Genomic DNA, 18,842 nt, shown 5'->3' with positions numbered 1-18,842 from the left:
CCTGATCCTGGTCGCGAACGCTCAGCGCTGGTCCAGCGGCTTGTAGTCGCGCCGGGGGGCGCCGACGTAAAGCTGGCGCGGCCGGCCGATCTTGTTCTGCGGATCGGCGATCATCTCCTTCCACTGCGAGATCCAGCCGACGGTGCGCGACAGTGCGAAGATCGGCGTGAACATCGAGGTCGGGAAGCCCATCGCCTCGAGGATGATGCCCGAGTAGAAATCGACGTTCGGATAGAGCTTTTTCGAGACGAAATACTCGTCCTCCAGCGCGATCCGCTCCAGTTCCTTGGCGACCTGCAGCGTCGGGTTGTTGTGGACGCCCAGAAGGTCCAGCACCTCGTCGGCCGATTCCTTCATCACCTTGGCGCGCGGGTCGAAGTTCTTGTAGACCCGGTGGCCAAAGCCCATCAGGCGGAACGGATCGTTCTTGTCCTTGGCGCGGGCGAGGAATTCCGGGATGCGCTCGACCGAGCCGATCTCGCGCAGCATCTCCAGGCAGGCCTGGTTGGCGCCGCCATGCGCCGGGCCCCAGAGGCAGGCGATGCCGGCGGCGATGCAGGCGAACGGGTTCGCGCCCGAGGAACCCGCCAGGCGAACGGTCGAGGTCGAGGCGTTCTGCTCGTGATCGGCATGCAGGGTGAAGATGCGGTCCATGGCGCGCGACAGCGCCGGATCGACATGATAGGGCTCGGCCGGAACCGAGAAGCACATGTGCAGGAAATTGCTGGCATAATCCAGCTCGTTCCGCGGATAGACGAAGGGCTGGCCCAGCGAATACTTATAGGCCATCGCGGCGATGGTCGGCACTTTGGCGATCAGCCGGATCGAGGCGATCTCGCGCTGCACCGGATCGTTGATGTCGATCGAGTCGTGATAGAAGGCCGACATCGCACCGACCACGCCGACCATGGTCGCCATCGGATGGCTGTCGCGGCGGAAGCCGCGGAAGAAATAGTGCATCTGCTCGTGCACCATGGTGTGGCGGGTGACCCGGGTCTCGAAGTCGAGCAACTGGTCGGGGTTCGGCAGCTCGCCATAGAGCAGCAGGTAGCAGACCTCGAGGTAATGCGATTGCGCCGCCAACTGCTCGATCGGATAGCCGCGATACCACAGCTCGCCTTTGTCACCGTCGATATAGGTGATCGTCGAATCGCAGGACGCCGTCGAGGTGAAGCCGGGGTCGTAGGTGAAGACACCCGCGTCGCCGTAGAGCTTGCGAATATCGACCACATCCGGTCCCGCGGTCGGGGACAGGACCGCGAGGTCGTAGTCCTTGCCCTCGAGATGCAGCCTTGCGGTTTTTCCTTCTGCCATTCCCAGTTCCTTTCACCTGTCTCCGGCCCGCGGGCCGGGTGATGGGCGCGGGTCTCAGCCCGCTTGATCCTGCATCCGGGCCAGCGTTTCGTCGCGGCCAAGCGCCAACATCATATCGAACACGCTAGGGGTCGAACTGCGCCCCGCGAGGGCCGCACGAAGCGGCGCCGCCACCTTGCCCAGCCCCAGACCGTGCGACTCGCCTATCTGCTTGGCGGCCGCCTCGAGTTCGTCGCGCCCCCAGCTAGCATTCTGCACCGCGGCAGTCAATTCTTTCAGTATACTACGGGATACAATATCCAGCGCGGCCGCCGCCTTCTCCTCGATCTGCACAGGCCGGTCGATCAGGGCGAAATGCGCCTGTTCCAGCAAAGCAGGCAGGGTTTTCGCCTTGGTTTTCAGCGCCCCGAGTGCCGGGCGCAGCCGCGCGACCTGCCGTTCGGACAGGGGTTCCGCCCCGGTCGCGGCGCGGAAATCGGCGATCTCGTCCAAGAGCTCGACATCGTCCATCCGCGCGATATGCCAGCCGCTGACATGTTCCAGCTTCTTGAAATCCAGCCGTGCGGGGGCCTTGCCGATTCCGTCCAGATCGAACCAGGCTTTGGCCTGCGCATCGTCGAACAGCTCGTCGTCGCCATGGCTCCAGCCCAGGCGCGCCAGATAGTTGCGCATCGCCGCCGCCGGATAGCCCATGGCGGCATATTCGTGCAGGCCGACCGCGCCATGGCGCTTGGACAGCTTCTTGCCGTCCGTCCCGTGGATCAGCGGGATATGGGCGAAGACGGGGATATCCCACCCCATGGCCTGATAGATCTGGATCTGCCGCGCGGCATTGGTCAGGTGGTCGTCGCCCCGGATCACATGGGTCACGCCCATGTCGTGGTCGTCCACCACCACCGCCAGCATATAGGTCGGCGTCCCGTCCGAGCGCAGCAGCACCATGTCGTCGAGCTGCGCGTTGCCGAAGGTCACGTCGCCCTGCACGGCGTCGCGCACCACGGTCTCGCCGTCGCGCGGCGCCTTCAGCCGGATCGCATAGGGCGCGTCGGGCAGGCCGGCCGGATCGGCGTCGCGCCAGGGCGACAGGAACAGGGTCGAGCGCCCCTCGGCCTTGGCCTGCTCGCGGAAGGCCTCGATCTCCTCGGTGGTCGAAAAGCACTTATAGGCCGTGCCGTTTTCCAGCATGGCGTGGGCGACCTCGGCATGACGCTCGCGTCCGGCGAACTGGCTGACGGGCTCGCCGTCCCAGTCGAGGCCAAGCCAGCGCAGGCCCTGCAGGATCGCCTCGGTCGCTTCGGGGGTCGAGCGGGTGCGGTCGGTATCCTCGATCCGCAGCAGGAACTTTCCGTTCCGGCCGCGGGCAAAGAGCCAGTTGAAGAGCGCCGTCCGCGCGCCGCCGATATGCAGGTAGCCGGTGGGCGAGGGCGCGAAGCGGGTCACGACGGGGCGGGAATCAGTCATCGGCGATCCGGTCACTTTCAGAAAACGGGGTCATTGGCCATGTCCGTTAATCCTTTCGAAAGGGTCGGCATGCCAATCTTGGCGCCACAGATAAGCAAGTGCCACGGCAAGGACAAGTTTCGGTGACGGAATCGGTAAACGCTTTGCGAATGCGCCCGCCCGTGCTTGCAGCCGGTGCAAGGCGGCATGCGGCGGCCGCGCCGCGGCCTTCCGTCAGCGTCCGGGCGGGGCTGCTGCCCTGGGTGCCGTTCTGGCTTTCGCTGGGCATCGGGGGCTGGTTCCTGCTGCCGCGGGAACCGGGGCCGGGTCTTTATGCGGGGCTGATTCTGGCCGGCGGGTCCTGCCTGCTGCTGTCGGCCTGGACCGTGCGGCTGGCCGATGACGGCAGGCTCGGCTGGTTCTGGGCGGATCGGCTGCGGCTTGCCGTATTCGTGCTGTTCCTGGTCGCGCTGGGGGCGGTGCTTGCAGGGGCCAGGACGCATATGGTCGCCGCGCCGGTGCTGGATTTCCGCTATTACGGCCCGGTCGAGGGGCGGGTGATCGGCATCGACCGCTCGTCGCGCGACCGGATGCGCCTGCTCATCGATCAGGTGCGGTTGCACCGAGTTGCACCCGGCCGCACGCCGGCGCGGGTGCGGATCTCGCTGCTGACACCGCAGGAACTGCCGGTGCCCGGCCAGCGCGTCATGCTGACCGCGCATCTGGGTCCGCCCGCCGGCCCGTCCGAGCCGGGAGGGTTCGATTTCCGCCGCATGGCCTGGTTCCAGCGGCTGGGCGCCGTGGGCTATGCGCGCGCGCCGGTGATGACGGTGGAGCTGCCTGCCGATGGCGGCACCCTGGCGCTGCATCGCATCCGCATGTCGCTGTCCGAGGCCATGCAGGACCGGATCGGCGGCCAGTCCGGGGCGGTCGCGGCGGCGCTGATGACAGGCGACCGCTCGGGCATTGCCGAGCGGACCAACCAGATCATGCGCGATTCGAATCTCTATCACATCGTGTCGATCTCGGGTCTGCACATGAGCATGCTGGCCGGTTTCGTCTATGCCGCGCTGCGCTTGGCCGGCGTGGCCGTGCACGGGCTGGGCGGTATCCGGGCGATGCCGGTGCACAAGCTTGCCGCGGCGGGGGCGCTATGCGCCTCGGCGCTGTATCTGTGGCTTTCGGGCGGCGGCGTCGCGACCGAGCGTTCGTTCATCATGGTGGCGGTGATGCTGCTGGCGATCATCGCCGACCGGCGTGCGGTATCGTTGCGCACCATTGCGGTCGCGGCCCTCATCGTGCTGGTGTTGAACCCCGAGGCGCTGACCGAGCCAGGCTTCCAGATGAGCTTTGCCGCCACGGCAGCGCTTATCCTGATGCAGGAGCCGTGGGCGAGGCTTGCGCCGCTGTTGCCATGGTGGACCAGGCCGGTGCTGATGCTGTTCGTTTCGTCCTTCGTCGCCGGCATGGTGACGGCGCCGATCGCCGCGGCCCATTTCGGACGGATGTCACAATACGGGCTGCTGGCCAACATGCTGGTCGTGCCTGTCGTCGGCACGCTGGTGATGCCCGGCGGCGTCTTTGCGGCGCTGCTGGCGCCGCTTGGCCTTGCGCAGCCGGCGCTGTGGCTGATGGGTCTCGGAACGGACTGGATGCTGACGGTGGCGCAATGGATATCGGATCTGGACGGCGCGGTCACGTTGCTTCCTGCCGCGCCGCGCGCCGTTCTGCCGCTGATCGGCATCGGCGCCATGATGGCCGTGCTGGGGCCGATTCCCGGCGGGGCGCATCGCCCCGTGCTGCTCTGGCGGCGCGGCACGGGCCTGGCCTTGCTGGCGGCGGCCGCCCTGCTCTGGGTGGGTGACAGGCGCCCGGACGTCCTGATCTCGGCCCAGGGCGATGCGGCGGCGGTGCTGACCCCGGCGGGCAGGATACCCTCGAAGCCAAGGGGCGGCAGCTTTGCGGTCGAGAACTGGCTTGCGGCCGATGGCGATGCCGCCGATCAGGCCGGCGCCGCCGCGCGTCCGCTATGGCAGGGCACGCCCTCTGATCGTTGGGCGGTTCTCGACCGGGCCGGCATGCGGCTTCGCATCCGGCACCTGACCGGCAAGGGCGCGGCGCAGGATGCAGCCGCCCATTGCCGCGAGGGCGGCATTCTGGTCGCGAACATCCCTCTTTCCATGAGCGCGGAGGCCCGCAAGGAATGTCTGGTGCTGGATTCCGAATATCTGGGCAAGCGTGGTGCGACCGCGATCTTCCTGACGGAAGGGGGGGCGAGCCTGGTTTCCGTCGACCAGCCGGGCTCTGGCCGAATTTGGCACTGATCGCCAGCGACGGCTCATCCGAACAGGGTTTCAGGAAATGCATGGTCTCGTCAATCGTTGTATCGAGGTGTTCCTGCGCAGCACCTATGGCAATGCGCTGTGGCAGGAGGTGGCCGCCGAAACCGATGTCCACCCCGACGGCTTCCTGACCTGGGGGAACAGCCCGGACGGCGTCACGCGTTCCATCGTGATCGCCTCGGCGAGGCGGCTCGACAAATCGGCCGGTGAACTGCTTGAGGATGTCGGGGCATGGCTGAGCCGCCAGGAGCAGATCCGCAGGCTGCTGCGATTCGGCGGCGCGAGTTTCGAGGAATTCGTCGAATCGCTGCGAGAGTTGCCGGGGCGCGTCAAGCTGGTGATCCCCGATCTCGAACTTCCGGGTTTCGCGGTGCTGTCGGACGCACGGGGGCGCTATCGGATAATCGCCGAATCGCACCAGTCGGGCCTGATGCGGGTCATGGCCGGCATGCTGAGGGGCATGGCGGATGATTACGGCTCGCTGGTGATCATTTCGGTCGCCCGGGACCGCATCGAGATCGATGTCGTCCTGCCCGATTACTCCGGCCGCCGCCGCTTCGAACTTTCGCCGATGCAGGTGCGGCCTTGAAGGACGCGGTGATCGACATTCGCGATCTGGCGGCGTTGATGCCCATGCATCTCATGCTGGATCGTGCCGGCGTGATGGTTTCCCGGGGAAGGACGCTTGCCAAGCTGTTGCGAGGCGCTGTTCGCCTGGAGGATGTTTTCATTCCAGCCGATAACCTGGGTCATCGGATATCTTTCAAGGATCTGTTTTCCCATCTGGGCTGCGGCAGGCGGATATTCTTGCAGATGCGTCATCACGGGGATGTTTCCCTGCGCGGGCATGGCGTCCATGTCTCGCCGGAACGCGCCATGCTCAACCTGGGGTTTGGGATATGCCTTTCCTCGGCGGTGCAAAGATTCGGGCTGAACGATTCCGACTTTCCGCCATCGGACCTGGCCATGGAGTTCCTGTTTCTGCACGAGGCGAACCGTGCCGCGCTGCTCGAACTGTCCCGCGTCAACATCGGCCTTGAGGAGGCGCGTGAAAGCGCGCAGGTTTTGTCGATCACCGATCCCCTGACCGGATTGCTGAATCGGCGTGGATTCGACATCGCCTTCTCCAGGGCATTCGATCAGAGGGACAAAAGACCTTTTGCCCTGGTTCATCTGGATCTCGACCATTTCAAGAATATCAACGACGAATTCGGCCATGCCGCGGGGGATCGCGTCCTGGTCGGGGTGGCCTCGGCCCTGGCCTCCGAGGTGCGTTCCGGCGACAGGGTTTGCCGCGCGGGAGGCGACGAGTTCCTGGCGCTGATCTTTGCCGACTGGCCGGCGGCGGATTCCCTGAACATCTGCAAGAGGATCATCGGCAGGATCGGTTCCGTCGAGGCCGGTCCCGGCTCGGGCAGGATTTCGGCAAGCATCGGCATCGCGGTTTCCGACAGCAAGCCAGCCGTGCTGCCCCATCAGCTGTTCGAACTCGCGGATGCAGCGCTTTACCGGGCAAAGATCTCCGGCAGGGGCAGGGTGGCGTTGTGAGTTGCGGTGATTGGATGGTACCCGGTGCGGCTGTCGCGCATCGCGAAGCCCGGTCAGGACGCCGCGCTGTCGGTTGCACTGCCTGTCTTGCGCATGCTGCGCCGTCTCGGCGCCACCGTGGAGCCGCCGCCGATGCCCCTTCGGTTGTCGGGCTGCGGTGGCGGATGGGCCGGTGCTTCGGCAGTGCGGTGTCGCGGGGGACTCAACCATGAGGTTTCCGCGGCACGGATTGCTGGCTACTGTGTCGCCGAAACGAGTCAGGAGTTGTGGGTATGCAGGTCGTCTTTCATTGCGGGGTTCATGGCACGGATCTCTATCGCATGGTCAAGACGCTGTTGCAGAACCGCGACTGGCTGTTGCGCAACGGGGTCGAGCCGGTGACCCCGAACCGGCATCACGAGGTCTTCAACGAGGCGTTGAGCGCGTTGCGGGGCGGTCCCGCCACGCCCGAGATGGAACAGGTGATGCTGGATGCGATCCTGAACTCGGACAATCCGCGCCGCGTCATCTGCAGCACCCCGACCTTTCTGGGCAAGGCGTCGCGCGCGATCTCGCCCGAGGGGCTCTATGCCGCCGCCGGCGAGAAGATGGCGGCGCTGGCCAACCTGTTTCCCAGCGCCGAGGTCGAGTTCTTCCTGGGGTTGAAGAACCCGGCGACGCTGGTTTCCTTCATCCTCTCGCAGGAGGGCAGCGGCAGCTATGCCGAGTTGATGGCAGGCGTCGACCCCGAGGCGCTGCGCTGGGGCCCGGCGATCCGGCGCATCCTGGCCGCCCTGCCAGGCCGGCGCCTGGTGGTCTGGTGCCATGAAGATACCTCGCTGATCTGGCCCGAGGTGGTGCGCAGCATCTCGACCATGCCGGCCGATGTGCCGCTCAAGGCCGGATTGCAGATCCTGGGCGACATCCTGCATCCCGACGGCATCCGCATGATCCGCGAGGCGATGGCGCAGGAAGAGCGGCTGACCGTTGCAAGCCGCCGCCGCATCTTTGCCGCCGCGCTGGAGAAACACGCCCAGCCCGAGCAGATCGAGGTCGAACTGAACCTGCCTGGCTGGACTCAGCAGATGGTCGACCGCATCACCGCCGCCTATGATGCCGATATGGCCGAGATCGCTGCCTTGCCGGGGGTCGAGTTTCTCACCCCCTGAACCCGTCCCGCCGCTCCAGTCTCTGGTTCTCGCCGCAATCGGCGATCCCGTGACGGCGAGGCGTGCCGGTCGGGAAGGCGCCCGCAAATATGGGCCGATCATCAGGTGTGCGGCCCGGCAACATTGCGCAGGCTCCGGGTTGCATGGCGATGAATGCCGGCGCCGCTCTCTTCGGAATACTGGCCCTGCTTGAAACCGGGCGGTTTCAGGTATTCTCGGCCTTGCGCGAGGCCGCAGCGACCGGGTCGTGTGGCCGGGTGCGACGCCCCGATATTCCGCCGGGTGCAGGTATCACGCATTCTCGCGTTTTTTCCGTTGCGATGTGATGATTGATCGCGTGATTCTCGAAAGAATTCCCATGGCTGTTTCTTGCCGCGAACCACCAAGGGGCGGAACCGGCAAGTCGGCAACGAAAATCACCCCAAAGGCAGGGTATTTGGGCGCTCTGCCAATGATTTCCTTATATTATCAAGGCGATTTCCCCGATCCGTCAATCCTGTTGACCAAGCGTCATGCTGAAAAGGACGCGCTTGGTGCATTGATCCTTGCAGCTTCTCGGCAATAATATTTCAATGGCACTGGCTACGGTGCAATTTATTCTAAGGAATTTGGGGGAAGAGTTCGATCGACATGGAGCTTCTGAAAGACATCGAGATCATCCTGGCGGCGCGTTCGACGGCGGCGGTCTGGCAACATTATTTCGCGCGACTGGCCAGCCTGGGTTTTCCCAATGTGTCCTACCGTGCGGTGCGGATTCTCGAGCCGCCCTGTGGGCGGATGCTTGACGATGGTGTGCTTCTTTCCAGCTATTCGCCGTATCTGATGCAGGAGCTTGCTTCGCTGGATCTGTTCGAAAGCGCGCCGATGCATCGATGGATCATCCAGAACAGGGGCAGCGAAAGCTGGGACTGGATGCAGCGATGCCGGCTGGCCGGACGCCTGAGCCCGCGGGAGGAGCGCGCGATGGACGTTTTCGCCCGCTACGGCCATGTCGCCGGCTATGCGGTCGGCATGGGCGACGATGTGGAGCGGATCCGCGCCGGGGTGATCGTCAGCGGCACGATCGGGATGCGGCAGGACCGGCTGGACGCGCTTTGGGCACAGCATGGCCGCCTTGTCGGGGCGCTGAGCGGGGTCATGCACCTGCGCATCTCGACCCTGCCTCATGCCGAGCGCGAATGCGTCCTGACGCTGCGGCAGCGCGAGGTGCTGGAATGCATCTCGGCCGGGCATACCACGCAGGAGATCGCCCAGATCCTGGAGGTGACCCCGGCCACGGTGGAAAAGCATCTGCGGCTGGCGCGCAGGGCGCTGGGGGCAAAGACTACAGCCCAGGCAATCCTGCTGGCCGCCAGCAGCAAGCAGATCTCAGGTTCCGCCGCAGAGTCGCGCAAGATACCGGAGAATCGCCCATTCGACCTTCCCTCGCCGGGAACGGAAAACGGGCATGGCCATGGCATCCGGCGGGTGGCCGTGGCGCCCGCGGTCTGCCGGGCGATCTGAACCGCGACGGCCGCGCGCGGGCGCATGATGCGAAACGCCGGCCCGATGGGGCCGGCGCTCGCAATTCGGCTGTTGGGGCGGATCAGGCGCCGGCGCGGGTCTTGGCGACCTCGGCGGCGAAATCCTCTTCCTTCTTCTCGATGCCTTCGCCGACCACGACGCGGGCATAGCCGGTCACCTCGACGCCGGCCTCTTGCGCGGCCTGGGCGACGGTCACGTCGGGATTGATGACGAATTTCTGGCCGAGCAGGGTCACCTCCTCGAAGAACTTCTTCATCCGGCCCTCGATCATCTTCTCGATCACCGCCTCGGGCTTGCCCGATTCGCGGGCCTGCTCGCTCAGCACCGATTTCTCGCGCTCGACCAGGGCCGGGTCCAGATCGGCTTCCGACAGCGAGGCCGGGTTGGTCGCGGCGATATGCATGGCGATCTGCTTGCCGATTTCCTGCGCCTTGGCGGCATCGCCCTTCAGCGCGACCAGCACGCCGATCTTGCCCATGCCCTCGGCGGCGGCGTTATGCACGTAGGAGACGATGGTGTCGCCTTCCAGCGCGTGCAGCCGGCGCAGCGTCATGTTCTCGCCGATGCGGGCGATGGCGTCGGTCAGCACATCATCGACCGGGCGGCCGTTCAGGTGGGTGGCCTTCAGCACCTCGACATCGGTGGCGGCATCCAGCGCGACATTGGTGATATCGCGGACGAGTTGCTGGAAATCGGCGTTCTTGGCGACGAAGTCGGTTTCCGAGTTCAGTTCGACGGCGACCCCGCGGCCGGCGCGGACGGCGACGCCCACCAGGCCCTCGGCGGCGACGCGGCCCGATTTCTTGGCGGCCTTGGCCAGACCCTTGGTGCGCAGCCAGTCGATGGCGGCTTCCATGTCGCCATTGGTTTCGGTCAGCGCCTTCTTGGCGTCCATCATGCCCGCGCCGGTGGTTTCGCGCAGGTCTTTCACCATAGCAGCGGTGATAGCCATCGGGAGTCTCCTTGCTTTTCAATGCGTCAGGCGGGGTTTATCCCCGCCTGATGAATGTTCCGTAAACCTGTCGCGGCCCGGTCCGGGCCCTGTCCGATCAGGCTTCGGCGGCTTCTTCAGCGGTCTCGCCGGTCAGCTCTTCCTCGACGCTGGCTTCCAGCGCGCCAAGGTCCACGCCGGCGGCGCCCATCTGGGCGGTCATGCCGTCCAGCGCGGCGCGGCTGACGAGGTCGCAGTAAAGCGCGATGGCGCGGGCGGCGTCGTCGTTGCCTGGGATGACATAGTCAACGCCCTTGGGCGAGCAGTTGGTATCGACCACGGCGACGACCGGGATGCCCAGCTTCTTCGCCTCGGCGATGGCCAGGTCTTCCTTGTTCACGTCGATGACGAACAGCAGGTCGGGCAGGCCGCCCATTTCGCGGATGCCGCCCAGCGAGGCTTGCAGCTTGGCCTGCTCGCGTTCCATTTGCAGGCGCTCTTTCTTGGTCAGCCCTTCGGCGCCCGAGCCCAGCGTCTCGTCCAGGGCCTTCAGGCGCTGGATCGACTGCGAAACGGTTTTCCAGTTGGTCAGCGTGCCGCCGAGCCAGCGGTGGTTCATGTAGAACTGCGCCGAACGCTCGGCCGCATCGGCGACGGCCTTCTGCGCCTGACGCTTGGTGCCGACGAACAGCACCCGGCCGCCCTTGGCGACGGTGTCGCGCACGACTTGCAGCGCCGCGTCCAGCATCGGCACGGTCTGGGTCAGGTCGACGATGTGGATGCCGTTGCGTTCACCATAGATGAACTCGGCCATGCGAGGGTTCCAGCGCTGGGTCTGGTGGCCGTAATGAACGCCAGCTTCAAGCAGCTGACGCATGGAGAATTCGGGAAGCGCCATGTCCATGTCCTTTCCGGTTTGCGCCTTGGCGGGGCTTTCAGGGGCTTGCCCCAACCGGTGGACCGTCGAAGGATGTCTCCCTCCGGGGCCCGACCCCGCCTGTGAAGTGCGCGCGAGATAGTCCCTTCGCGCCCGGAATGCAAGCCCCGGCGACCGGAAATGCGCCGGTTTCGCAAGATTGCCACCGGAATGCGGCGGCTTGCGGTCTCGCGTCAACCGCAGATTAATCTTTCCGCGCGATCCTGCCCGAAACTGCTTGATTCGGAGGTATTGATGATCGCTGCCGGCCACAAGGGACGACTGGGGCGGGGCGCGGGGAACGGGCATGGCGCTGACGGTCCTGGTCCAGCACGGCAATCGCGAATTGCGCGCAGGCGTGGCCGCGATGCTCGCGGCGGCGGGCATGGCGGTGCGGCAGTCCCGCGACGGAGCCCAAGAGGCTGGCCATGCTCGGGCCCGTGCCCGTCGATGTCATCCTGACAGGCATCAACATGCGGCGGGTCTGCGGTTTCGGCTTCGTCTAGGCGGTGCCAGGGTCGGTTGCGGGACATCCCGATCCTGGTCATGGCGGTCACGGCCACGCCGGAACTGACGGCCCGCGCCCGCAATGCCGGGGCGGGGGGCGGGCTGCCTTATCGGCTCGATCCCGTGCGGCTGGTCGCGGCGGCGGGCATGGTCGCCGCGTCATGACGGCGCAACCCGCGCTTGCGCCCGCGCCCGTCAGACGCTATCGGAATTGCAGGAACGCCGGTTTAGCTCAGCTGGTAGAGCAGCTGATTTGTAATCAGAAGGTCGCGGGTTCGATTCCTGCAACCGGCGCCATAAAATCAATGGGTTGTGCGGAAATGATGATAACTCGGGAAAATGTTTCCCACAATCGTTTCCCACGGTCATGTTCTGTCCCCGTTCCGTTCCATCGCTGCCCGTGACAGTTTCTTTCGATTCGCGCGCTTGCGATAATAGGCGACGGTCTGCGCGGACTGGTTGGTGATCGCCTGAATTTCGGCGTCCGTGCATCCAGCCTCGGCCAGCCTGATGATTGACAGCTTGCGCAGACCATGCAGTGAGAAGGGCCGGGCGCGGTCGCCCAGATCGGTGCGCCATGCCCGGAACGCCTTCTCGACCGAATCGTATCGCATGGGCTGGGTCAGGTTGCGCGGAATGACGTGCTGTCCGGCAACCGGCAGGCTGGCGAGATAGGAACGGAGCTCCTGCGGGCAGAATATCTCATAGCTCTCGTCGCCCTTCTCGTCGGTGACGGTCATCCATTCTCCGTGGAACTGATCGCGTCGCATGACGATGGCCGCTGATGGGCGCTGTCCAGTGCCGAGGATCAGTTCGGCCGCGCTGCGGACGACCAGCGGGGCGTCTGGCAGCGCCTTCACCATCCATTCCGGCCAAGGCTCATATTCCCGCTGCTTCCCGTAGAGCGTCAGTCCCTCGGCTGGATTCGTGACGGCCCATTCAAGCTGGGTGCGCGCGAAGTTGACCAGGATCGAAACCATCTGCACCAGCATATCAGCCTTGCGCGGCGTCTCCCCATACTTGACGTGCAGGTCGCGCAGCTTCTGCTTGGTGATGGTCGATACCGCCTTGTCGGCGTTCGCTGACAGAATCCATTCAATCGTGTCATTGTAGGACTTCTGGGTGCGGGGCGCGAGCTTTCGGAACCCGGCGCTGCCCCGATAGGCCATTACCAGTTGCCGCCACGTTTCCTTTTTCGGCCTCTGGACTTCCTCGCTGGTGCCCGAGCGGATCGACCAATAGGCCCGGTCGAATTCCTCGCTGTCCGGGTCGTCTGGCAGGGGGATGAACCGCTCTCGACGGCGCGCGCCCTCGAACCACGTCAGGCGGTAATACCAGCGAGCCTTGCCGCCGGTGCGCTTGAGCGTGACATAGGGCTTGCGCTGTTTCCTCACAGGTCAAATTCCTCGCTGGGCTTGATCTTCGTGCCGCGCATGATGGCCTGCAACTCGGCAACATCCCAGCGCCCATGCCGAACCGCACAGGGCAGCGCCCCGGCATCGACCAGTTTGCGGAACTCGGCCGGCTGCATGTCCAGCAGGCGCGCGGCGGTTTTCTCGCTGGCGAACAGCGGCTGCATCGGCTCATGCCTCCCCATCTACGCCTCCCTCTGTGCGGCGCGCAAATCTGCGAAGCGCAGCCAGTCCTGAAAGCGCGCCATTAGTGCAGCCTTTGCGGCTAGAACGCTCTTTTCCTTGACGTGGATGAATGATCGGCTGCCCAGCCAGAACGACCACATGGCTTTGCCGTCAGCCAGCGGGAAAACCGCTCCGACCTCAACCTGACCCGTCCGGGCCAGTATCCTGCCGCCCTCATATTGCGGCTCAACGAATACCAGCGTCATCCCCGCCTCCCTTCTCCCCCGTGCTGGACAGGGCGCCGCGGGCGACTTCCTCGAAATAGAACACCACCGGCTTTTCCGTCACTGAAATGAGGCCAAAGCGAACGCCAGCGCGGAATATCGACTTCTCTCTGGCGACGATTTCGGCTGACCGTGCCAGCAGATCGCGCCACCCTTCCAGAGTGTGTCCGCCCTTGCTGATATTGCATGGGCCGCAGGCAGGCATCATGTTGTCCACGGTGTTGCGATCAGCCTTGACCATTCTGCATTCTGAAGCTGGCAGGCGGTTCCCCCACGGGTCGGTGGTGATGCGGATAACAGGCTGAACGTGGTCAGCGTGCATCTTGTCCATCATCTGGCCGCAGTAGGCGCAGCGACCGCCGAACTTGGCGCGCAGGGCTTCTTTCTGCCGTTTTGAGCCGGTCCACGTTTCAGCCATCACCCCTTCTCCCCCGTGCTGGACAGGGCGATGCGCAGAACACGGCGAGCGCCAATCTCAATGGCAAATCCGCGATCTTCCAGAATGTCGTCAGCGTGACGGATCGCCTCCCGCAGCCGCCGGTTTTCCTCGATCTGCGCGGTGATGAGGTCGGCGGCGTCGTCCATCAAAAATTGCCAGATCGAATTGTGATCCTCACGCAGCTTCTCCACCAGTTCCCGCGCTTTGTCGTGATGGGTCATTTACCCTTCCCTTTGCGAATGCACTCTGGCTTTGGCTTCTTCCTTCCGGTCGCAGCGCAAACGCACACTCCAGAGCATTTTACACTATCGTAGGCGCTCATTCCCCGCCCTCCTTCTCCATTTCGGCGAGTATGGCAGCGATGCCCTGCGGATACAGATCGACGGCCCGCTTCATCCCCTCCCGCACCTTTTCGCGGTCACGGGCTTCAAGAGCGGCTTTGGCATCGGCGGGGGTGAGGGCGCGGATAGCCAATTGCGAGGCATACACCACGTCATTGACCCCATAGGCGTCGTCCGGGTCTCGCAGAGTATAGGTTGGCTGTGCCCTTGATGCCGCCACATACGCAGCCGCCACCTGCGCCCGAGCCTCGTCCCGCTCCTTGGTCAGCCGCTCGATCTCGGCGCGGGCTGCGGCGAGGTCAAATTGATAAGAGGACGCGCCGCAGGTGCAATCGTGACCCAGTCGATGTTCACAATCGTTATCATGTGTGATCTGCATTGTTCTCTCCTTTCATGGCGCGCATGGCGATCTTGTCGATGATGTCGAGGCGGATACCTTGCGAGAGGTTGCCATCCTGGATCGCCGCGCGGATTTCGCGCAGCGCCTCCGCGACCGACACGCTGGGTTGGGGCGGGTGGGCACCACAGACTGCGCACGGGATATTCGGGTGTTTCGGGTTATCCTCGCCGCGCACCTGGCCGGCGCCGGGCTGCTTGATCCAGCGGTCAGCCATCATCACACCTCGCTCAGGGGCTTGTGGTCACCTTCGCGCTCAAGCTGGGCGCGAAGGCTGGCGACGTGCTGCTGGGCGTCTTCGAGGCTGGAAAACCACTCGGGCCAGTAGGCTTCATCTTCCGAAAGGGCGATATCATCCTCCATGATCGCAATGATCTCGGACAGCAACGCGGCATGCTCGGGGCAGAAGGTAACCTCGCCGCTGAATTGGGCCTTGTCGCCTTCGTAGAGCGGAAGGCCGCAGGACTCGCATACGTAGACGTGATCGCGGTCAGCCATTGTCGCCTCCCGACAGGGCGCGCGGATCGACGCTTTCCAGATTTGACTTCGTCACCCATTGTCCGTCGAGGTGTTGCCACATCAGCCATCCGTCATAGCGACCGCCGACGCAGACCCCGTAACCGTGCATGGGATACGGCAAGCAGATGACGCGAGGCTCCGCGACCGTCTCGCTGGGCAGGGGCGGGTGGGCGTAAAGGGGGGCCTGCCGCAAAGTCTCATACGGCGAAACGGCAGTGGTAAGCACGTCCATCAAACCACCGTCCGGCCAATAATAAGCCCAAGCCACCGCCTCTTGCGCGGTCGGGGTTGCGGGGGTGGATGCAGGCGTCCATCTATGAGCCGGGGCACCGACGATCTTGCGCAGTTCGGCAAGCTCGTCGCTATCCGGGTGCTCGTCATGCACGTCGGGGGCCAGCAGATCCCGCAAAGCATCGTCGTAAAGTTCCAGGATGCGATGCGCGGCCGCCCGCACCTGCTGGCCCGAGGCGCAGAGGTCGGCGCGGCGGTTCCAGCGATCTACATCCACGGCCAGATCGCCAATAGGGCATTTCTGTGGGTCGAGGTGGACGGCGCCGTATCCCCGATCCTCCATTTCCCCGCCGCAAAACGGGCAGGGCTTGAGTTCACTCGGCATCGCAGCCTCCTTCGGCTTCGGGGGTGGTGGGATAGAGCGTGGCCTTGACGCTGGCGATCCAGTCCTCGATTTCGCGGATCGACTCGACGGTGGCCTGATCCTCTGGGTCGGGACACATGACGCCGTTGACGCTGATGCTGGCGCGCAGAGCACTGGCCTCAAACGCCAGCAGGTCGCAGCCCGCCAGCAGCAGGGCGCGCATTCCCGCCTCTGCCTTGCGGCGGGCGAGGACTTCACAGATCAGGGCAGGCACGAGCGCGATGGCGCGGGCGTTGGCCTCACCTTCGTTTGCATCCGGCCCTTTTGCCCATGACGAGATTGGCGCAATCCTGCATTCGGAAACGGGATAGCCCATACCGCGATCACTAGTATCATCAGCATCACACGATCCCCAAACTAGCGTGGTGCCAGCTTCAACGCGCCACTCTCCCGGCGTGATGCTCGCCGCCAGCCGTTCCAGTTCTGCCGTGTCGATGGGGGTCATGCATGCCACCCCGCCGTGGCTGTCTTGGGCGCTCATTCTGCGGCCTCCACCAGCTTGCCGCCGATTTCGAACTGGAAGCCTCGGCAGGTCAGATCTGACTTGAAACCCTTGATGCCGCGAATTGTCTTGCACATGCTGTGTGTCCTTGCGATAGGGCCGGTCAGGCCATGCCGAGGGCGGATTTGTAGAGTTCCAGCACCGCCTCTTGCTCGGCCACCTGATCCTTGTCCTTCCGGCGCAGGGCGACGATCTGGCGCAGAGCGGCGCCGTCGTAGCCGCGGCCCTTCGCCTCGGCGTAGACCTCTTTGATCTGCTCCGCGATGTCGCGCTTTTCCTGCTCCAGATGCTCGATGCGCTCGACGAACTGGCGCAGCTCATCCGCGGTGACGGTATAGGTGTCGTTGTCCTGCATGGTCGTCTCCTGTTTCGAAAAGCCCCGGCTGGCGCTTGCGAACCGGCCAGCCGGGGAGTGGCCGCGCCCGGCGATGGGGTGCGGCGTCAGGGTTCAGGCTATCCGCGCAGGCGGGCGATCATCGCCTCGGCCGCGCCGGAGTCCTTTGCGCGCAGGTCGTCGATCTGCTCGGCATAGGTTTCCAGCACAGCGTCGAGGTCGGCGCCGGCATCCAGCTCGGCTGCCAGCAAGCTTTCAATCCGGTCCAGATCCGACGCGCGCAGCTCTGCCAGACGGTCGGCATAGGCGCGGCGGGCCTGATCCTTATCGGCGTCGGGCAGCCTGCCGCAGTCGGCGCCGACTTCGTTCAGCGCAGCCTCGGTCGCGGCGGCGCCGATCTTCTCAAGCACCTCGCTCAGCGACGGCCCCTCGGCCTTGGTCTTCTTCGCCGATACCTTCGCTCGGACCTTTTCAGCCGTGCTGACGGGGGCGCCCTCGGGCGTCACGTCGCGCATCACCGGCGTGTCGCGGGCTTCCTCGGCGATTGCCACGCCGCGCAGCACATCGGCGAAACCGTCGCGCAGGGCGAAGGCGCGGGCGCGCAGCTGGAGCATCCGCTTCGGGTATTGCTTCCACGGCCCGTCCTTGCGGCTAAGCCCGGCGCGGTCGGCATCCTCCATGGTGAAGGTGCGGCTGATCGGCTGGGCGTGCCCGCGGCGGCGCAGGGTGCAGGTCGCAACTTTCCCGTCGTCGCTGATTTCCTCGTGGATGCTATCCAGAAGGCCGGAGCCCTGCACGAGACCAAGCATCGCATCGCCCCAGATCGAAGGGCGCCCGTTGATGACCGCGATGGACTGCATGGCCTGGAGGGGCTGGAGCCCAAGCTCGGCCCCCCACTGGCACGCGATAAGCACGTTGCCCGGCCGGCCCTGGAAGTCCTTCGGCACGATTGACGAGTCGGCCAGAATTTCGGCCATCTTCATCGCTTCGCCGAGGTTGGCCGGGGTCAGGAACCCCATAGCAGGGCGGCTTTGCGGCGCGACCGCGGCGCCTTCCGGCTGCACGGCAACGGCCGTGGCGGGCTTCGTCATGGTGTTCACGATCATTCCTTTCTGGATTTGATGCGCAAGACGCGCGAGCTGCTGGTCTTGCTGTAGAGGTCGGCGATGCCGGGGTAGTCGGCCCGCAGCGCCTTGGCATCGATGCGTGTGGCGCTCTGGGTTTTCAGCGTGGCGATGGGCGTGCCCATATCGGTCAGGATTTCGGCATCCTGCGCCTCGGCCATGATCTGGAGCTTCAAGGCTTCCTCGCGCTCGGCCAGCGCCTTGGCCTGCTGCTTGATCGCGTCCAGTTCCTCGATGGCGCGGACGGTCGGGATCGAGGCGACGGCCGTTTTCCCGGCAACGTGCTGGGGCCAGCGCGCCTGCGCGTCGGCGAGCGTCTGCGGATCGGGCGCCACGCCGTCCTGCACCAGTTTCCAGAATGCCTCGGCCTCGGACATCATGTCGGAGAACAGATCGGGCATGGCTTCGATGGTATAGGTCCGGTAATCCGATCCCCCGATCAGCACCGCCACATCGGCGTAGCGGGCGCCGGTGATGCCGAGATACCACTGGCACTGGCAGAGATAGGACTCCGGCACCTGGTCACTGCCGGGCTCGCCCCACAGGTTCGCCGCAAAACCATTGGCGGTCTTGCATTCGAGGATGCGATCGGTGGTCAGGCGCCCATCCTTCCACCAGACGCGGCCAGCGATATCCGGGTTGACCACGGCGCGGTCGATGTTCGCCACGGCAAAATCGCGTTCGGGGTGGATCAGCTGGGCATTGACGCGCTGGACCTTGCTGCCGGTGCGCTGGCCGTATTCCTTGGCCACCACATCCTCCAGCACCGAGCCCCAATAGAGCCAGGGCTTATCGCTCTCGTCCTCGGCAGGCGCTTCGCCGCGCTTGTCGAGCCACACGTCATAGGCCGTCTTGTATTTCGACAGGCCGAGGATGGCGGCGATGTCGCTGCCGCCGATCCCGGCGCGTCTGCGGTGCAGGAATTCATCCCGTGCAATCTGGTTCATCTTCAACCTCGTTTGAAACTGTCGCCCCTGCGGCCAGGGAGGAGGAGAGCCGC

General features: G+C 64.9%; 26 protein-coding genes and 1 tRNA gene. 8 read left to right on the top strand and 19 right to left on the bottom strand.

What is annotated here, in order from left to right:
* Positions 1–21: 21 nt before the first annotated feature.
* Positions 22–1,314, bottom strand: coding sequence for a citrate synthase (gene gltA / locus BLT64_RS16360; protein ID WP_011749952.1), 1,293 nt, complete (start codon positions 1,312–1,314; stop codon positions 22–24).
* 54 nt (positions 1,315–1,368) lie between these two features.
* Positions 1,369–2,775, bottom strand: a complete 1,407-nt coding sequence (gene gltX / locus BLT64_RS16355; protein WP_011749953.1) for a glutamate--tRNA ligase — start codon at positions 2,773–2,775, stop codon at positions 1,369–1,371.
* A 149-nt stretch (positions 2,776–2,924) separates the two neighbouring features.
* Here gltX and BLT64_RS16350 point away from each other — a divergent pair, with 149 nt between their 5' ends.
* Both BLT64_RS16350 and BLT64_RS16345 read left to right on the top strand, forming a co-directional pair.
* Complete coding sequence (locus tag BLT64_RS16350) at positions 2,925–5,078, top strand: ComEC/Rec2 family competence protein (protein WP_011749954.1); 2,154 nt, start codon at positions 2,925–2,927, stop codon at positions 5,076–5,078.
* A gap of 37 nt (positions 5,079–5,115) precedes the next feature.
* Positions 5,116–5,685: a heme NO-binding domain-containing protein gene (locus tag BLT64_RS16345; protein WP_011749955.1), complete on the top strand. Its 570-nt coding sequence runs from the start codon at positions 5,116–5,118 to the stop codon at positions 5,683–5,685.
* Here the strand turns inward: BLT64_RS16345 and BLT64_RS27405 are convergent.
* Positions 5,634–5,921 (bottom strand): hypothetical protein, encoded by a 288-nt coding sequence (locus tag BLT64_RS27405; RefSeq protein ID WP_254777243.1) that lies wholly within the window; start codon positions 5,919–5,921, stop codon positions 5,634–5,636. The two genes, BLT64_RS16345 and BLT64_RS27405, sit on opposite strands and share 52 nt — an antisense overlap.
* A 141-nt stretch (positions 5,922–6,062) precedes the next feature.
* On the opposite strand from BLT64_RS27405, the gene BLT64_RS27400 reads away from it, so the two are divergent.
* From BLT64_RS27400 to BLT64_RS16330, 4 genes are all read left to right on the top strand, one after another.
* Positions 6,063–6,644 carry a GGDEF domain-containing protein gene (locus BLT64_RS27400; protein ID WP_254777242.1) on the top strand — a complete coding sequence of 194 codons (582 nt, stop codon included), beginning with the start codon at positions 6,063–6,065 and terminating at the stop codon, positions 6,642–6,644.
* 272 nt (positions 6,645–6,916) lie between these two features.
* Positions 6,917–7,792, top strand: a complete 876-nt coding sequence (locus tag BLT64_RS16335; protein WP_011749957.1) for a hypothetical protein — start codon at positions 6,917–6,919, stop codon at positions 7,790–7,792.
* A 325-nt stretch (positions 7,793–8,117) separates the two neighbouring features.
* The gene (locus tag BLT64_RS26465) at positions 8,118–8,357 is read left to right on the top strand and encodes a hypothetical protein (protein WP_128493052.1); all 240 of its coding nucleotides are present in this window, start codon (positions 8,118–8,120) and stop codon (positions 8,355–8,357) included.
* Between the two features lie 65 nt (positions 8,358–8,422).
* Positions 8,423–9,295, top strand: a complete 873-nt coding sequence (locus BLT64_RS16330) for a LuxR family transcriptional regulator (RefSeq protein WP_011749960.1) — start codon at positions 8,423–8,425, stop codon at positions 9,293–9,295.
* A gap of 82 nt (positions 9,296–9,377) precedes the next feature.
* Here the strand turns inward: BLT64_RS16330 and tsf are convergent, their stop codons facing one another.
* Positions 9,378–10,268 (bottom strand): translation elongation factor Ts, encoded by an 891-nt coding sequence (gene tsf / locus BLT64_RS16325; protein ID WP_011749961.1) that lies wholly within the window; start codon positions 10,266–10,268, stop codon positions 9,378–9,380.
* 97 nt (positions 10,269–10,365) lie between these two features.
* Positions 10,366–11,151, bottom strand: a complete 786-nt coding sequence (gene rpsB / locus BLT64_RS16320) for a 30S ribosomal protein S2 (RefSeq protein WP_011749962.1) — start codon at positions 11,149–11,151, stop codon at positions 10,366–10,368.
* A 534-nt stretch (positions 11,152–11,685) separates the two neighbouring features.
* Here rpsB and BLT64_RS26915 point away from each other — a divergent pair.
* Positions 11,686–11,835, top strand: a complete 150-nt coding sequence (locus BLT64_RS26915) for a hypothetical protein (protein WP_011749963.1) — start codon at positions 11,686–11,688, stop codon at positions 11,833–11,835.
* 56 nt (positions 11,836–11,891) lie between these two features.
* Positions 11,892–11,967, top strand: a tRNA-Thr gene (locus tag BLT64_RS16315).
* A 68-nt stretch (positions 11,968–12,035) separates the two neighbouring features.
* Here BLT64_RS16315 and BLT64_RS16310 read toward each other — a convergent pair.
* The 14 genes from BLT64_RS16310 to BLT64_RS16250 all read right to left on the bottom strand — a co-directional run bounded on the left by BLT64_RS16310 (position 12,036) and on the right by BLT64_RS16250 (position 18,789).
* Positions 12,036–13,064 (bottom strand): site-specific integrase, encoded by a 1,029-nt coding sequence (locus tag BLT64_RS16310; protein ID WP_011749964.1) that lies wholly within the window; start codon positions 13,062–13,064, stop codon positions 12,036–12,038.
* Entirely contained in the window at positions 13,061–13,267 is a 207-nt protein-coding gene (locus tag BLT64_RS16305) for a hypothetical protein (RefSeq protein WP_011749965.1), read from the bottom strand. Before BLT64_RS16305 ends, BLT64_RS16310 begins: the two co-directional genes overlap by 4 nt.
* A complete protein-coding gene (locus BLT64_RS16300; RefSeq protein WP_011749966.1) occupies positions 13,268–13,513 on the bottom strand; it encodes a hypothetical protein in 246 nt (81 codons plus the stop codon). It lies immediately after the preceding gene.
* Positions 13,494–13,949, bottom strand: coding sequence for an HNH endonuclease (locus tag BLT64_RS16295; protein WP_011749967.1), 456 nt, complete (start codon positions 13,947–13,949; stop codon positions 13,494–13,496). Before BLT64_RS16295 ends, BLT64_RS16300 begins: the two co-directional genes overlap by 20 nt.
* On the bottom strand, positions 13,949–14,191 hold the full coding sequence (locus BLT64_RS16290; protein WP_011749968.1) for a hypothetical protein: 243 nt from the start codon (positions 14,189–14,191) through the stop codon (positions 13,949–13,951). Before BLT64_RS16290 ends, BLT64_RS16295 begins: the two co-directional genes overlap by 1 nt.
* A gap of 97 nt (positions 14,192–14,288) precedes the next feature.
* Complete coding sequence (locus BLT64_RS16285) at positions 14,289–14,690, bottom strand: hypothetical protein (protein WP_011749969.1); 402 nt, start codon at positions 14,688–14,690, stop codon at positions 14,289–14,291.
* Positions 14,674–14,928 carry a hypothetical protein gene (locus BLT64_RS16280; protein ID WP_041530388.1) on the bottom strand — a complete coding sequence of 85 codons (255 nt, stop codon included), beginning with the start codon at positions 14,926–14,928 and terminating at the stop codon, positions 14,674–14,676. The genes BLT64_RS16285 and BLT64_RS16280 overlap by 17 nt, the downstream gene beginning before the upstream one ends.
* Positions 14,928–15,206, bottom strand: coding sequence for a hypothetical protein (locus BLT64_RS16275; protein WP_011749970.1), 279 nt, complete (start codon positions 15,204–15,206; stop codon positions 14,928–14,930). Before BLT64_RS16275 ends, BLT64_RS16280 begins: the two co-directional genes overlap by 1 nt.
* A complete protein-coding gene (locus BLT64_RS16270) occupies positions 15,199–15,843 on the bottom strand; it encodes a Lar family restriction alleviation protein (protein ID WP_011749971.1) in 645 nt (214 codons plus the stop codon). The genes BLT64_RS16275 and BLT64_RS16270 overlap by 8 nt, the downstream gene beginning before the upstream one ends.
* The gene (locus tag BLT64_RS26460; protein ID WP_128493054.1) at positions 15,833–16,327 is read right to left on the bottom strand and encodes a hypothetical protein; all 495 of its coding nucleotides are present in this window, start codon (positions 16,325–16,327) and stop codon (positions 15,833–15,835) included. Before BLT64_RS26460 ends, BLT64_RS16270 begins: the two co-directional genes overlap by 11 nt.
* Positions 16,328–16,359: 32 nt before the next feature.
* Positions 16,360–16,461, bottom strand: coding sequence for a DUF7666 domain-containing protein (locus BLT64_RS27830; protein ID WP_420892255.1), 102 nt, complete (start codon positions 16,459–16,461; stop codon positions 16,360–16,362).
* 26 nt (positions 16,462–16,487) lie between these two features.
* Positions 16,488–16,739 carry a DUF2312 domain-containing protein gene (locus tag BLT64_RS16260; protein ID WP_011749973.1) on the bottom strand — a complete coding sequence of 84 codons (252 nt, stop codon included), beginning with the start codon at positions 16,737–16,739 and terminating at the stop codon, positions 16,488–16,490.
* 98 nt (positions 16,740–16,837) lie between these two features.
* Positions 16,838–17,818, bottom strand: a complete 981-nt coding sequence (locus BLT64_RS16255) for a recombinase family protein (RefSeq protein ID WP_139171642.1) — start codon at positions 17,816–17,818, stop codon at positions 16,838–16,840.
* Positions 17,819–17,820: 2 nt separating this feature from the next.
* Positions 17,821–18,789 carry a YqaJ viral recombinase family nuclease gene (locus BLT64_RS16250; RefSeq protein ID WP_011749975.1) on the bottom strand — a complete coding sequence of 323 codons (969 nt, stop codon included), beginning with the start codon at positions 18,787–18,789 and terminating at the stop codon, positions 17,821–17,823.
* Between the last annotated feature and the right edge of the window lie 53 nt (positions 18,790–18,842).

Origin of the sequence: Paracoccus denitrificans (assembly GCF_900100045.1) — a bacterium.
GTDB lineage: Bacteria > Pseudomonadota > Alphaproteobacteria > Rhodobacterales > Rhodobacteraceae > Paracoccus > Paracoccus denitrificans.
Note: the sequence above shows the minus strand (reverse complement) of the source record. Positions and strands in the feature narration are given on the sequence as shown.